We start from the raw sequence: 13,658 nt of genomic DNA on the forward strand, positions 1-13,658 counted from the left end.
AGCTAGACAGTTATCAAAGTAAAAAACTTTATACTTTGTTATTAAACAAGCCATTCTATTAGTTAGAACGAGGAAGGAGAGGCCGTTCATGTACGTTATGAATCATCACGGATGGGTGGAAGTCATTTGCGGCAGCATGTTCTCCGGCAAATCAGAAGAACTGATTCGCCGTGTGCGCAGAGCTCAGTTCGCCAAACAGCAAATTGCTGTATTTAAACCGCAGATTGATAACCGATATAGTGATGAAGCTGTCGTTTCACATAATGGAACTTCGGTCATAGCTAAACCCCTGACCCAGTCTACCGATATTTTTAAATACATTACATCTGAAACTGATTTGATTGCTATTGATGAAGTGCAATTTTTTGATGATGAAATTGTCAAAGTCATTCAGCACCTGGCTGACAGCGGACATCGTGTTATCGCTGCCGGACTTGACCAGGACTTCCGCGGGGAGCCGTTTGGCCAAATGCCTGCCATCATGGCGATAGCAGAATTGGTTACAAAGCTTCAAGCCGTCTGTGCCGTCTGCGGATCACCTGCAAGCCGTACACAGCGCCTGATCAATGGAAATCCAGCTTCATATGATGACCCGGTTATTTTAGTTGGCGCTTCAGAAGCCTATGAACCGCGCTGCCGCCATCATCATGAAGTACCCAAATCGCCCAATGTTTTAGAAAAACAGAAGACAACCGAGTTTTTATCATAAATTCATACTTAACGATCTCTCTGCCCTGGCGTGTTCCGGGCAGTTTTTTTATTTTGTTAAAAAGCGAAAAACCTGGGATTGAGTCCAAAACTGGGCCAACTTCTGACACAAAAAGCAAAGATCCGGCAGTTTGAGTCCAAACCTGTGTCAACTTCAGACACAAAAAGCAAAGATCCAGCAGTTTGAGTTCGAACCTGGGTCAACTTCAGACACAAAAAGCAAAAATTCCGTGATTTGAGTCTGAACCCGGAGCGACTTCTGACAAAAAACTAAGAAAAGTGCTTACCAAAGCTTCAGCCAAATCAACTAGCAACGCCTTCCACCGCCCAGCTCTGCCTTATTTTGGACCGCACAATCCTTCTTATAGCGGACATGCTATAAAAAGGAGGTGTAAAGAATGAAAAAACTGAGTATGTTCCTTCTGCTGCTCACATTGATGGCTGGCTGTGCCAACAATCAGGCAACTGAAAGTGAGTATGACCATGAGAGCCGGGATGGAGTTTCATTCATCAATAACGATCTGGACCGCACAGAGGACAATGATACATTGGACCGGACGATGAGCGGTGATCAGAATCCGAACTTTATCAACTTTGACGGCAAGCGCCTGGATAATCAGGATGATATCGACCATGCCCGCAAGGTGATTGCTGCTCATGAGGGCTACCGCCCGGGAGCTGTTTGGATCAATGGGGAGGATATGTGGGTGACTGCATACCGGAAAGGCAATATGACCCATCAGGAAAAGATGGATTCACAGGCTCAATTGCATAAAGCTCTGATTAAAGCTCTTCCGACTTATCATATTGAAGTGAAGGTTCAGGAAGACCGCACGTAAAATGCCCTGCTTACCCAGGGCATTTTTTTACGCAGCTTTTCTTTTTAAAATAGCCTTGTTCGAGGTCACATAACTGTGCAGCACCATGCCAACAATGACAAGGGCCATTCCTGTTAACGAAATTCCAGATGGCAGCGGGCTTGCCAGCAGCGACACTTCACCAAGAACAGCAAAAAGAACCTCGAGAGATTGAGTTGCTTCCACAGCACCGAGTTTTTGCATATTGCCCCGGACAAGGTCTGTTGCTGCAAAGAACAATACCGTGGCAAAAACTCCGGAAAAGAGAGCGACTAACCCGGATTGAGTGACCTGGCTGAAACTGGGCACTCCGCTTGTTGCCATGGCTGCAACTGAGAGGAGGAACCAAAAAGGAAGACTGGCAATCGTCATTCCGAGCACACGCTGGTAGGCGTCAAGCCGATTCTCACACACATCCATCATTTTACGGTTGCCTAACGGGTAGGCAAAGGAGGCGATAATCAGGGGAATGATGACAAGCAGCGTATCCCGCAAAGAAATGGAAGATGCGTGCTCCACCTGCATAACCGCAACGCCAAGAAGAATGACCAGGCTCATCATCATTCCGCGAAAAGGAATTTTCCCTCTTACTTTCACCGTTCCATTTCCGGTTTGAAACGCAACGAAAAAAAGCGGTGCAAGCAGGGAACCGGAGATAATCGTAATCTGCCAGGTTCCGGCAATCAGCCAGCCGGGTCCATAGGCCGCCGCAAAACATAAAGGTGCGTAAAATAAGCCAAAGCCTACAAAGCTCCATAGCAGCCATGGCCCTGGGGCCTTTTTCATTTCAGTTAATAAGGGCCGCAAATTCCCCCTGAATGCCACGATGGCACCCAACAGAGGTATCATGAAAAAATAGCGGAGCGAGGCGCTCCATAGCCAGCTCCCGCCATCCATTTCCATTGCCCGGTTTAAAACAAATGTGAAAGCAAAGAAGAAGGCGGAGAAAATGCCTAATACGATGGCTTTCATGCCGATCCACCTCATTTCCCAGTAAAAAACGCAGAATCAATTGATAAAATCAATATATAGGATATAACCACCCCAGGCAATGATTTTTCAGAAAATTCCCGGACAAAAAGAAAGCCATGAATCGTTTTGACTGTAACTTTCAGCTATACTATAATTAGAATGTTATGGAGCAACGTCTGTAAATAAATTTAACTATACTCCGCTGGGAAATGCCCGCGGTTATTGGATAAAAAATTGAGGTGAATGGCTGTGTTTGATCGTCTTCAATCTGTCGAGGACCGTTATGAAAGATTAAATGAGCTTTTGAGCGATCCTGAAATTGTCAATGATCCAAAAAAGCTTCGCGAATATTCAAAAGAACAGTCCGGTATTCAGGAAACTGTTGACACATACCGCGAATATAAAGAAGTGAAAGAGCAGTATCAGGATGCGCGTGCCATGCTTGAAGAGAAGCTGGATGCAGAAATGCGCGAAATGGTTAAAGAAGAGTTAGGTGAGCTTGAGGAAAGAAAAGAGGATCTGGAAGCGCGTCTGAAAATCCTTCTTATTCCAAAAGACCCGAATGATGATAAAAACGTTATTATGGAAATCCGCGGTGCTGCCGGCGGCGATGAGGCTGCCTTATTTGCAGGTGACCTATACCGCATGTACAGCCGCTTTGCCGAGACACAGGGCTGGAAGATTGATGTCATTGAAACCAGCTCAACGGGTGTAGGCGGATATAAGGAAATCATCTTCATGATCAACGGAAATGGTGCATTTTCCAAGCTTAAGTTTGAAAATGGCGCACACCGTGTTCAGCGTGTACCGGAAACTGAATCCGGCGGGCGCATCCACACTTCTACGGCAACGGTTGCGGTTCTTCCGGAAGCAGAAGAAGTGGAAATTGACATTCATGAAAAAGATATCCGTGTGGATACATTTGCTTCAAGCGGACCGGGCGGACAGAGTGTTAATACGACAATGTCAGCTGTTCGTCTGACTCACTTGCCGACAATGACGGTTGTATCCTGCCAGGATGAAAAGTCACAAATCAAGAATAAAGAAAAAGCGATGAAGGTTCTTCGTGCCCGTGTTTATGATAAGTTCCAGCGGGAAGCGCAGGCTGAATATGACCAGCAGCGTAAATCGGCAGTTGGTACCGGAGACCGCTCTGAGCGTATCCGTACGTACAACTTCCCGCAAAACCGTGTAACCGATCACCGCATCGGCTTAACGATCCAAAAGCTTGACCAGATCCTTCAAGGCAAGCTTGATGAGGTTATTGACGCGCTGATCGTGGAAGAGCAATCTGCCAAGCTGGACAGTGCATCCAATGAGTAATTCAACGATGAAAGTATATGAAGCCCTCAACTGGGCTTCTTCTTTTTTAAAGAAGTCCAATCGCGATGAGAATGCCGGTGAGCTGCTATTGCAGCATTTTATGAAGATGAGCAGGGCAAGCTTTCTGGCTAATCTGCGCGAAGACTTGCATCCGGAGATCCTGGCCGAATTCCAGGGAGCTGTGCAGGCGCATGCAGCGGGTCAGCCTGTTCAGTATATCATCGGCTCTGAGGAATTCTACGGGCGCACCTTCCAGGTGAATGAAGATGTGCTTATCCCAAGACCGGAAACAGAAGAACTGGTTTATAACGCTCTGCAGAAGATAAACAAGCTGTTTGGCACCGCAACTGGGCTTGAAATGGCGGACATCGGCACCGGAAGCGGAGCGATTGCTGTTACGATGAAGCTCGAGAAACCGGAATTAACTGTCACGGCCACAGATATCTATGGGCCGACTCTTGAGCTTGCTCAAAAAAATGCAGAACAGAATGGCGCAGAAATCGAATTTTTCCAGGGAGATCTTCTCCAGCCCCTTATCTCAAAAGGGAAGAAGTTCGATATCATTCTATCAAACCCTCCGTATATACCAGAAAGGGATATCGAATGGATGTCAGATGTAGTCACTAAGCATGAGCCGCATCGTGCCCTCTTTGCAGGGGAAGAGGGGCTGGATCTGTACCAGCGCTTTATGGCAGAGCTGCCAGCTGTCATCAAGGACCATGCTCTCATCGGCTTCGAGGTAGGAGCCGGCCAAAGTGCAGCAGTTTCTGCACTCCTGCAAAAGACTTTTCCACAGGCCAATATCGAAACCATCTACGATATTAACGGCAAAGACCGGATGGTTTTTGCGGAAATCGGGTGACAGGCACCACCCGAATTTTGTCGAATAAATAAAATTGATAGAAACTAGAAAAATATTAATTTTAATAGTTTAAGATTCTGCCATCCTGTCCACACTGTGGATAGTGAAGGGATGGTGGCGTAAATGATGAACACAAAGACGATTGTGAAATTATATGTACTGATTTTATCCTTAGGAACTATATTAAGTTTATATATACCGCAAACAGAAGTGACAGCAGATGAACCGATGGTCATACCAAATGAGGCTATCAGGCTGCGCATTCTGGCCAATAGCGATAATGAAGAGGACCAGGCGGTTAAAAGAAAAGTAAGGGACGCTGTAAATGCAGAAATCACAGAGTGGGTGGCAGAGCTGACTTCCATCGAAGATGCCCGCGAACTGATCCAGTCCAGATTGCCTGAGATTCAGAAGATTGCCGAACAAGTAGTTGCTGAAGAAGGGGCGAATCAAAGTGTAAATGCCGACTTTGGAAAAGTCAGCTTCCCAACGAAATTATACGGACAATTCTTATATCCTGCTGGCGAATACGAAGCAATCTTAATCACTCTTGGCGAAGGAAAAGGCGCCAACTGGTGGTGCGTGCTGTTCCCTCCGCTATGCTTCCTTGACTTCTCAAACGGTGTAGCTGTAAGCGAAGGATTTGAAGAAGGGGAAAATAAGGGAGTAGTACAAGCAGAAGAAATCGCGGCTGACACAGACTCCGAAAAAGAAACTCCTCCGGTTTATACTGAGGAAGATGAAGAACCAGTAGAAGTAAAGTTCTTTTTAGTAGAAATTTGGGAAAAGATCTTTGGTTAAGCCCTGCTGCAGAGCAGGGTTTTTCCTTTTACGGTGAGTAAATGGGTGTGCCTAGAGTCGGCTTCGGACAGTGGTAGCCGGAAAAGGGGATTCAGAGTCAGAACCTGGGTCAACTTCAGACCCAAAAGCGAGAAAAAGGGCAGGCAGAGTCAGAACCCCGTCCCAAATCCCACCCCTTTTTAGAATCATTTTAAAAAATGGAAATCAAATTACAATTAAGACAACCATATAACATCTTTCTTTCATGCGTTTGATTCTCCCAAAAACGGATATTTAAAGGAGTGTAGCAACAAAACACAAACAAAAAAAGGAGATGAAAGATTATGGCTAAAAACAACAATAATAACAACGATAAAATGTCTCGTGAGGAACGAGGACGCATGGGCGGAGAAGCAACAAGCCGCAACCATGATAAGGAATTCTATCAGGAAATCGGCTCCAAAGGCGGAGAAGCAACAGCTGATAACCATGACAAGGACTTCTATCAGGAAATCGGAAAAAAAGGCGGAGAAGCGACAGCTGAAAATCATGATAGTGACTTCTATCAGGAGATTGGCCAAAAAGGCGGAGAAGCAACAGCTGAAAGCCATGACAAGGAATTCTACCAGGAAATAGGCAAAAAGGGCGGAGAAGCAACTAGTGAAAATCATGACCGCGATTTCTACGAAGAAATCGGCCGAAAAGGCGGCAACTCGAACGACTAAACCTGCCGCAGAAAAAATGTATATGATAGTAATATAAACACGGCAGCCGCATCAGACAGCTGCCGTGTTTTATGTTTAAATCATAGTGTTTCGTCAGGGTGCTTCCGTTTTTCCGAAAATCTAGTTCTACTTTTTCTATTTTTTCATATTCATAGAGTGAAAATAAGAAAATGGGGTGAAGAAATGGAAACAGGTGTAGTGAGATGTGCTCATGCTTCAGATGTGGAGAATCTGGCATCATTTCTGGAATCTGCAAACTTAAGTACGGACGGGATAAAGGAAGCAATTGAATATTTTTTAATTATGGAGAATGATTCCGGGGATATTAAGGCTACCCTGGGAATTGAACCCCATGGAAAGGCCGGTCTTTTAAGATCGCTTGTGATGACATCCACAGCAACTGAAAAAGATTTATTTATTTTGTTTGAGCAAATATTAATGCTGGCCAGGGATCGGGGCATGGAGGCTTTGTATCTTGCATCCAATAAACGAAATTCGCTTGCCTTTTTCAGCCTGCTTGGTTTTAAAGAGGAAGAAACAGCACACTTGCCGGAAGTATTATTCGAATCAGAGCATGTTAAACACATCCTGACTGTGGATAACTCTTTCTTTTTAAAATTATCCATGTGAATTGTGGGTATCTTGCCAAAGTTATACACAAATCCGTCTTATTTATACACAATTTGTGGATAAGACTTGAGTTATCCAGCTTCTTCTACTATACTTTCCAAAGGAATGTTCAAAAAAATGTCGAAAACATAGGAATTTTGACAGCAAAAAAACATTTTTTGTGAAGGTGGATAACAATGATTACAAAAAGATGGTCGGTGGATAACAGTGTGGATAAAGAAGATAGTTATTCACAGTGTTCACAGGCTGCCGATCTGCTGAAAGATAATGAAGTGGTCGCTTTTCCAACAGAAACCGTATATGGATTAGGCGGAAATGCGAAAAATGATGAAGCGGTCAAAAAAATATTTGAGGCAAAAGGACGTCCGAGTGATAATCCCCTGATTATCCACATTGCTGACAGAGCTCAGCTGGACGCTTTTATAACGGAAGTTCCGCAAAAGGCGCAGACGCTGATGGAACAATTCTGGCCGGGACCGCTTACGCTTATTTTTACTCATAAGGAGGGCGTTCTTTCCGAATATGCCACAGCAGGTTTATCCACAGTGGCTGTGAGAATGCCGGATCATCCGGTTGCCCTTGCGCTGTTGAAGAAAACAGGTCTGCCCATTGCAGCTCCAAGTGCGAACCGGTCCGGAAGGCCAAGTCCGACAACAGCTGACCATGTCTGGGAAGATCTGAATGGAAGAATTGCCGGATTAGTGGACGGAGGTCCGACTGGTGTTGGTGTGGAATCAACCGTTGTGGATTGTACGGGAGAAGTGCCGGTTATCCTAAGGCCGGGCGGCATTACAAGAGAGCAGCTGGAAGAGGTTGTGGGAGAGATCAGTGTTGACCCGGCATTAACGGATGAAAGCCAGGCGCCGAAATCACCGGGTATGAAGTACCGTCACTATGCACCGGATGCACCTCTTTATTTAGTAGAAGGAACAAGAGAGGATATCCAGCAATTTGTTGATGATAAGAAGCAGGAAGGTCTTTCAGTTGGCGTTCTGACGACAGTGGAAAACCGGGAATTCTATCATGCTGACTATGTGTATGCCTGCGGACAGCGGGAAAAGCTTGAGACCGTGGCAAGCTCTCTCTATGAAGCGTTAAGATATTTCAATACAACAGATGCTGATGTTATATTCTGTGAGATGTTTCCGGGGGAAGGCGTCGGTCATGCCATCATGAACCGCCTGATGAAGGCAGCTGGACACAGGGTCATTAGCAGATAATAAAGAAACCGTTTCGTCAGGAAGCGGTTTTTTGTTTTGTAAAAAGGCAATGGGATTCTAAATCCTCCTGGACGTGCATATGCTGAATTAGCAAGTCCAAGGGGGCGGAAAAATGTCTGCAATGATTGGAGAAATTTTAACACTGGCTTTAATGGCATTCGCATTGGGGATGGATGCCTTTTCAGTAGGTCTTGGCATGGGGATGTACAAACTCCGCCTCAGACAAATAGCTAAAATCGGCATCACCATTGGACTTTTTCATGTATGGATGCCTTTATTGGGAATGATAGCAGGCAGATTCCTTTCAAATACATTTGGAGCCATTGCCGGATATGCCGGCGGGGGACTGCTCCTTTTATTAGGCGTGCAGATGATATGGTCAAGCTTCAGGGATGAAGAAGACAGCCTAATTACGCCAGTGGGCATGGGGCTGCTGATTTTTGCACTGGGCGTCAGCCTAGATAGTTTTTCAGTCGGCCTAAGCCTTGGAATCTACGGAGCAAAAACGTTCCTGGTGCTCGTCTTCTTCGGAGCCGGGGCGACCATCTTAACATGGGCAGGTCTCCTCACCGGCAGAAAAGTCCAAAGCTGGATCGGCTCCTACAGCGAAGCCCTCGGTGGCGCCATCCTCCTCGCTTTTGGGGTCAAGCTTTTAATAGGGTGACAGGCACCGCCCGAATTTTGTCGAATGGACCCCGGTGTTTAAATGTTAATATTTTGTGAAAAATGAAAAGGGTGCGAGCTGCCCTTTTTCTTTTTTTGCTTGGGAGCTATAGGTGTTATAGGAAAATTGTCTTATAATGTAAGAAAAGTTTGGATAAAGTTTATTAAGTTTAAACCGATATAAAAGGAGGGAGAGATTCTATGGCAAATGTATTATTTGTTTGTACGGGAAATACGTGCAGAAGCCCAATGGCAGAAGCCATTTTGAAAAGCAGATCGATTCCCGGTGTGGAAGTGAAGTCGGCTGGCGTATTTGCAGCAGACGGCAGTGAGGCATCCGCAAATACAAAAAGTGTGCTGGAGGAGCACGGAATTCCGCTTCAGCATCAGTCATCCAGTATGAGTGAAAATTTAATAGACTGGTCGACTTATATTTTGACGATGACAGCCGGCCACAAAAATACGGTTCTGTCCATGTTTCCTGGCGCCGAGGGCAAAACCTTCACATTAAAAGAGTTTGCCGGAGCTGCGGGAGATGTTATCGACCCTTATGGGGGGCCGGTTGAGATATATAGAAGCACATTTAAAGATCTGACCGAAGCGATTGAACAAATTTTGGATCGCATCAAGAGAGCAGATTAATCAGGGGGACAATATAATGGGGGAGAAAAAGGGCTATAAATTCGGCCTTAGAAAAAAGCTCGTATTATTCATCACATCGCTGGCCATCATTACATACACGACAAGTGCTGTATTTCTTTACTTTTTATTTCCAAGCATTGATGAGATGCTTCCATTTGGAGAAGCTGTTTTTACTTTTTTAACCTTAGCAATGGGTATTTTCTGGTCAGGTGTACTAGCCTTTTTTGCTGCAGGCTTTATCACCAAACCATTGCAGAAGCTTGAAAAAACGGCCCTCATGGCTGCCAATGGCGATATCGGCCAGGATGCAGAGCTTTCCAAGTCGGATGATGAGATCCGTTCATTAGGGATTGCATTCAATCATATGCTTTTCAATTTAAGGGATATGGTTCATAAAATTGATGAGAATTTCAAAGAAACGAATGAAAAAGTCATTGCCATGTCTTCCGAGTCCTCAGCAGCTGCAGAGCAGGCAGATGCGATTGCCAGAACCATCAGCGAGATTTCCCAGGGAGCAGACAGTTCTGCCGTTTCCATTCAGTCAACAGCTGAATCCATGGAAGATGTCCTGCGCATCGCCCAGGAAGTCCAGGATACAGCAAAAGCTTCACAAAATGTTTCCGGTGAAATGGTTCAGGACCTGATGGAATCAAAGAAGGTAATCCATTCACTTATTTCCGGCATAGAAAAACTGGCCCAGGATAATGAGGAATCACTTCAGACAGTAAAGCGTCTTGAGGAGAATGCCGTAAAGGTAGAACAGATCATACAGCTTGTCGGTGACATTGCCGCACAGACGAACCTTCTAGCTTTAAATGCCTCCATTGAAGCGGCCCGTGCGGGGGACCATGGCAAAGGGTTTGCTGTGGTCGCTGAAGAAGTGCGGAAGCTTGCAGATGAGAGTGCTAAGGCAGTCCAGGGCATCTCGGAGCTGATACAGAACATACAGGAAGAGGTCCGCAATGTTGTTACGCAAATCTCTTATCAGGTGGAGACTGCTAATAATGAAGTGAAAAAAGGCACGAAAACAAATGAAGTGATAGAAGAAATGGCGAAAGTGGTCAATGAAATGGCTGCTTCAGTGTCTGCCATTTCAGGATTGGTGGATAATCAGATGGAAGGCATTCAGCATACATCCACCCAATCTCAGGAAGTCGCAGCCATTGCGGAAGAAACATCAGCAGGCGCACAGGAGGTTTCAGCTGCCACTCAGCAACAGACAGCTGTCATCGGCAATGTGGAAAAGCTCGCCATCGAGCTAAAAGAGCAGGCCGAAAAATTAAATAGCACTATTACTAAATTTAAACTATAAGGGAGCCCAAATTGCGGCTCCCTTTCTTTATATTTTCAGGGTTTTGTGTCAAAATAAGAGCATAATGTCAAAATAAAGCGGCTTCAAACTGGAGGGTTTCATTATGAAAATTGCAATCGCATCAGACCATGGCGGACTTAATCTCCGCGAAGAAATAAAAGGCTTAATGGATGAAATGGGCATTGAATATGAAGATTTCGGCTGTGAGTGCGAAACTTCAGTAGATTATCCGGATTATGCATTGCCAGTTGCCGAAAAGGTTGCAGGCGGTGAATTCGATAAAGGCATTCTGATATGCGGAACTGGAATTGGCATGAGCATCTCAGCCAACAAAGTAAAGGGAATCCGCTGTGCACTGGTGCATGATGTATTCAGTGCAAAAGCAACCCGTGAACATAATGACAGCAATATCCTTGCGATGGGTGAACGAGTAATTGGCCCCGGCCTGGCCCGTGAAATTGCAAAAGTTTGGCTTTCAACAGATTTTGAAGGCGGCCGCCATGAAAACCGTGTCGGAAAGATTACTGCTTACGAAACGAAGTAAACTTTCGAAAGGGTGAGCTTTTTGATCGATCAATGGAAAAAAGAATTGGATACCATCATTCGTGAATTTAGCGAACAAGTACCTCTAAATGAAAAGTATATTCTTGCCGTGGGCTGCAGCACAAGTGAAGTCGCCGGGAAACGAATAGGCACAGCCGGAACGGAACAAGTGGCTGAAATGATTTTTGAGCGTCTGGACAAGCTTCGCCAGGACACCGGGGCTGCTCTGGCTTTTCAATGCTGTGAGCATTTGAACAGGGCATTAGTCGTTGAGCGGGCCGTTGCCGAGGCAAAAAATCTGGATGAAGTCGCCGTTATCCCTCACCGCAAGGCCGGCGGCGCGATGGCGACATACGCCTATGAACACTTCAAAGATCCCGTTATGGTCGAGTTTATCAAGGCAGATGCCGGCATTGATATCGGCGACACACTGATCGGCATGCACCTGAAGCATGTAGCTGTTCCAATCCGAACCTCCCAAAAATCAGTCGGCGAGGCGCACGTCACCATGGCCAAAACCAGGCCAAAACTCATCGGTGGGGCCCGGGCGATTTACGAACGGAACGCTGAGAATGAATCCTGCAGATGATTTAATAATAAACTGCTGCCCCAATCGCCTGGTGATTGGGACTGGGTGACAGGTACCTATACCACTTCAGCAAACTGGTATAGGTGCCTGTCACCTTTTTTTATATAATCTGTAACATTCAAGAAAGAAGAACGTGTAAATAGTGCAGCTTTTAGTGAGAAAGGGGGGAGAAGCCGTTGAAGGAGAGCAGGCGGGATCGGCTGGATGATTTATATCGTCATTATGCCAGACCGCTTTATTACTATTTATATAAGATGTCAGGCTCTAAGGAAACAGCTGAAGATCTAACGCAGGAAACGTTCATTAAGGCAACGGTTTCTCTCTCTTTCTACAAACAGGAAGATGTAAGGGCATGGCTTTTTAAGGTAGCCAGGAATGCTTATTTGGATGAATGGCGGAAACGGCAGAGGAGAAATAAGATTCCTTTTGCCGACTATTTATTTTCAAAGGGAGAAATGACCAGCCCATACGGATTGCCTGAGGATTCAGCACTAAAGAAAGAATCGAATGAAAAAGTCGCAGACCTAATGAGCTGTCTGCCGGAACAGTACCGTTCCATTTTATATTTAAGAGAATTCGAGTCTTTCAGCTACAGCGAGATTCAGGAAACGCTGGACCTGTCTGAAAATCAAGTAAAGGTGACACTGCATCGGGCCCGGAAAAAGCTGGCACAGCTTGCCGATGAACAATGGAGGGATGAACATGACTGACTGGAACAAAGACCGCGAAAAGAAAATCATGGCTAAATACCGGTTTACCTTAACATTTAGAGTGGTTAAAGTGCTCGCTGCCTGCCTGTTTCTCTTCTGGGCCTATATGATGGCCGTAAATATACTGTCAGACGCTGCCAATAGTGAAAGAAAGCATGCTTTTTACAGCAAGGTGGCACTGGATTGGAAGCACCCAAACATGCATGAGGATTTCGGAGGCATAATGAATAAAGAAGTAACTCCATTTCTGACACAGAAAATTTCCTATCCGATCGCACGGAAAATTGGCCGGGAGTATCAGACAATTGGAGAGGTGAAGGTTGAGAAAGGGCTATTAAATTCATATTCCACCTTGAGTATTCAGGAATTTCAGCCGCAAAATGAAAGCATTTACCGCTTTTCCCTGCCTGAAAATCCGAATAGCGGAAAAAGGCTGGCAGCTGAAGGGGAACCTGCGGTCTGGACTTCTCTTGAAAAAATACACGAGGGGACCGTGGCGGAACTGGCATTTTCCACCCAGTCATTCATGAAGCCGGAAGAACTGCTGGAGCTTTTAAAGCCATATGACCTCGAAGTCCTTTGGATGCCGCTCTATACAGGAGAACTGAAAGAATTTAAGACAGGTTACGGCAGCGGAGGAAATTCAATCGAATTAACTTCCATATATGGTCTGGCCGGGGGAAGGGAAGCAGGCGATGATTATATGTCTGAATCAAAATTAACCCTTAATGAGGAATTAATGGATGAAAATAAAAAGATGATGCTGAAACAGATGGAGGGTCTCTTAAAAAATGAATCTCAAAGCTATTATGAGAACTTCCTCGGCCTTGACCATCTGAAAGAACGTCATCAATTCTTGAAGAAAAATGGATTCATTGTCTATGGGGCCGTGGTTACCGGGCCGGTAAAAGAACTATTAAAACTTAAAAAAGAAAAACAAATCCGTGCCCCATACCTTGGGGAGATGGATTATTGGAACTGGGATTAAAAGGACGGTGACAGGTACCTATACCACTTCAGCAAACTGGTATAGGTACCTGTCACTTTTATAAAAAACATGCTAAAATAAAAAAGAATTTTCACAAAAAGATCGATACATAGAAAGGGCAAGCCCGCAGAGGC

At 45.3% G+C, this 13,658-nt stretch carries 16 protein-coding genes; 15 read left to right on the forward strand and 1 reads right to left on the reverse strand.

What is annotated here, in order from left to right; genetic code table 11:
• Nucleotides 1-88 precede the first annotated feature (88 nt).
• Together CHI10_RS04935 and CHI10_RS04940 are read left to right on the forward strand one after the other, a co-directional pair.
• Nucleotides 89-709: a thymidine kinase gene (locus CHI10_RS04935; RefSeq protein WP_095243213.1), complete on the forward strand. Its 621-nt coding sequence runs from the start codon at nucleotides 89-91 to the stop codon at nucleotides 707-709.
• A gap of 397 nt (nucleotides 710-1,106) precedes the next feature.
• A complete protein-coding gene (locus CHI10_RS04940) occupies nucleotides 1,107-1,547 on the forward strand; it encodes a hypothetical protein (RefSeq protein ID WP_095243214.1) in 441 nt (146 codons plus the stop codon).
• A 27-nt stretch (nucleotides 1,548-1,574) separates the two neighbouring features.
• Here CHI10_RS04940 and CHI10_RS04945 read toward each other — a convergent pair whose 3' ends face one another.
• The gene (locus CHI10_RS04945; RefSeq protein ID WP_095243215.1) at nucleotides 1,575-2,537 is read right to left on the reverse strand and encodes a DMT family transporter; all 963 of its coding nucleotides are present in this window, start codon (nucleotides 2,535-2,537) and stop codon (nucleotides 1,575-1,577) included.
• A gap of 249 nt (nucleotides 2,538-2,786) precedes the next feature.
• On the opposite strand from CHI10_RS04945, the gene prfA reads away from it, so the two are divergent.
• The 13 genes from prfA to CHI10_RS05010 all read left to right on the forward strand — a co-directional run bounded on the left by prfA (nucleotide 2,787) and on the right by CHI10_RS05010 (nucleotide 13,524).
• The gene (prfA, locus tag CHI10_RS04950; protein WP_095243216.1) at nucleotides 2,787-3,860 is read left to right on the forward strand and encodes a peptide chain release factor 1; all 1,074 of its coding nucleotides are present in this window, start codon (nucleotides 2,787-2,789) and stop codon (nucleotides 3,858-3,860) included.
• Nucleotides 3,861-3,867: 7 nt separating this feature from the next.
• On the forward strand, nucleotides 3,868-4,722 hold the full coding sequence (gene prmC, locus CHI10_RS04955) for a peptide chain release factor N(5)-glutamine methyltransferase (protein WP_095243217.1): 855 nt from the start codon (nucleotides 3,868-3,870) through the stop codon (nucleotides 4,720-4,722).
• Between the two features lie 126 nt (nucleotides 4,723-4,848).
• Nucleotides 4,849-5,523 (forward strand): stage II sporulation protein R, encoded by a 675-nt coding sequence (gene spoIIR, locus CHI10_RS04960; RefSeq protein WP_179288958.1) that lies wholly within the window; start codon nucleotides 4,849-4,851, stop codon nucleotides 5,521-5,523.
• A gap of 323 nt (nucleotides 5,524-5,846) precedes the next feature.
• A complete protein-coding gene (locus tag CHI10_RS04965) occupies nucleotides 5,847-6,227 on the forward strand; it encodes a KGG domain-containing protein (RefSeq protein WP_095243219.1) in 381 nt (126 codons plus the stop codon).
• 183 nt (nucleotides 6,228-6,410) lie between these two features.
• Complete coding sequence (locus tag CHI10_RS04970; RefSeq protein ID WP_095243220.1) at nucleotides 6,411-6,857, forward strand: GNAT family N-acetyltransferase; 447 nt, start codon at nucleotides 6,411-6,413, stop codon at nucleotides 6,855-6,857.
• A gap of 176 nt (nucleotides 6,858-7,033) precedes the next feature.
• Complete coding sequence (locus CHI10_RS04975) at nucleotides 7,034-8,077, forward strand: L-threonylcarbamoyladenylate synthase (RefSeq protein WP_095243221.1); 1,044 nt, start codon at nucleotides 7,034-7,036, stop codon at nucleotides 8,075-8,077.
• A gap of 112 nt (nucleotides 8,078-8,189) precedes the next feature.
• The gene (locus CHI10_RS04980) at nucleotides 8,190-8,741 is read left to right on the forward strand and encodes a manganese efflux pump MntP (protein ID WP_095243222.1); all 552 of its coding nucleotides are present in this window, start codon (nucleotides 8,190-8,192) and stop codon (nucleotides 8,739-8,741) included.
• Nucleotides 8,742-8,941: 200 nt separating this feature from the next.
• A complete protein-coding gene (locus CHI10_RS04985) occupies nucleotides 8,942-9,382 on the forward strand; it encodes a low molecular weight protein arginine phosphatase (RefSeq protein WP_095243223.1) in 441 nt (146 codons plus the stop codon).
• A gap of 16 nt (nucleotides 9,383-9,398) precedes the next feature.
• Complete coding sequence (locus CHI10_RS04990) at nucleotides 9,399-10,694, forward strand: methyl-accepting chemotaxis protein (RefSeq protein WP_095243224.1); 1,296 nt, start codon at nucleotides 9,399-9,401, stop codon at nucleotides 10,692-10,694.
• Nucleotides 10,695-10,797: 103 nt separating this feature from the next.
• Nucleotides 10,798-11,238: a ribose 5-phosphate isomerase B gene (gene rpiB, locus CHI10_RS04995; protein WP_095243225.1), complete on the forward strand. Its 441-nt coding sequence runs from the start codon at nucleotides 10,798-10,800 to the stop codon at nucleotides 11,236-11,238.
• 21 nt (nucleotides 11,239-11,259) lie between these two features.
• Nucleotides 11,260-11,826, forward strand: coding sequence for a TIGR01440 family protein (locus CHI10_RS05000; RefSeq protein WP_095243226.1), 567 nt, complete (start codon nucleotides 11,260-11,262; stop codon nucleotides 11,824-11,826).
• 176 nt (nucleotides 11,827-12,002) lie between these two features.
• Complete coding sequence (locus CHI10_RS05005; protein WP_095243227.1) at nucleotides 12,003-12,536, forward strand: sigma-70 family RNA polymerase sigma factor; 534 nt, start codon at nucleotides 12,003-12,005, stop codon at nucleotides 12,534-12,536.
• Nucleotides 12,529-13,524, forward strand: coding sequence for an anti-sigma factor (locus tag CHI10_RS05010; RefSeq protein WP_095243228.1), 996 nt, complete (start codon nucleotides 12,529-12,531; stop codon nucleotides 13,522-13,524). The genes CHI10_RS05005 and CHI10_RS05010 overlap by 8 nt, the downstream gene beginning before the upstream one ends.
• Nucleotides 13,525-13,658 lie beyond the last annotated feature (134 nt).

Origin of the sequence: Bacillus sp. 7894-2, assembly GCF_002272225.1 — a bacterium.
Classification (GTDB): Bacteria; Bacillota; Bacilli; order Bacillales; family Cytobacillaceae; genus Cytobacillus.

Excerpts from the sequence above, each read along its gene's own strand:
- CHI10_RS04935 (WP_095243213.1), top strand. The coding sequence starts at position 89 with ATGTACGTTATGAATCATCACGGATGGGTGGAAGTCATTTGCGGCAGC.
- CHI10_RS04940 (WP_095243214.1), top strand. The coding sequence starts at position 1,107 with ATGAAAAAACTGAGTATGTTCCTTCTGCTGCTCACATTGATGGCTGGC.
- CHI10_RS04945 (WP_095243215.1), bottom strand. The coding sequence starts at position 2,537 with ATGAAAGCCATCGTATTAGGCATTTTCTCCGCCTTCTTCTTTGCTTTC.
- prmC (WP_095243217.1), top strand. The coding sequence starts at position 3,868 with ATGAAAGTATATGAAGCCCTCAACTGGGCTTCTTCTTTTTTAAAGAAG.
- spoIIR (WP_179288958.1), top strand. The coding sequence starts at position 4,849 with ATGAACACAAAGACGATTGTGAAATTATATGTACTGATTTTATCCTTA.
- CHI10_RS04965 (WP_095243219.1), top strand. The coding sequence starts at position 5,847 with ATGGCTAAAAACAACAATAATAACAACGATAAAATGTCTCGTGAGGAA.
- CHI10_RS04970 (WP_095243220.1), top strand. The coding sequence starts at position 6,411 with ATGGAAACAGGTGTAGTGAGATGTGCTCATGCTTCAGATGTGGAGAAT.
- CHI10_RS04975 (WP_095243221.1), top strand. The coding sequence starts at position 7,034 with ATGATTACAAAAAGATGGTCGGTGGATAACAGTGTGGATAAAGAAGAT.
- CHI10_RS04980 (WP_095243222.1), top strand. The coding sequence starts at position 8,190 with ATGTCTGCAATGATTGGAGAAATTTTAACACTGGCTTTAATGGCATTC.
- CHI10_RS04985 (WP_095243223.1), top strand. The coding sequence starts at position 8,942 with ATGGCAAATGTATTATTTGTTTGTACGGGAAATACGTGCAGAAGCCCA.
- CHI10_RS04990 (WP_095243224.1), top strand. The coding sequence starts at position 9,399 with ATGGGGGAGAAAAAGGGCTATAAATTCGGCCTTAGAAAAAAGCTCGTA.
- rpiB (WP_095243225.1), top strand. The coding sequence starts at position 10,798 with ATGAAAATTGCAATCGCATCAGACCATGGCGGACTTAATCTCCGCGAA.
- CHI10_RS05010 (WP_095243228.1), top strand. The coding sequence starts at position 12,529 with ATGACTGACTGGAACAAAGACCGCGAAAAGAAAATCATGGCTAAATAC.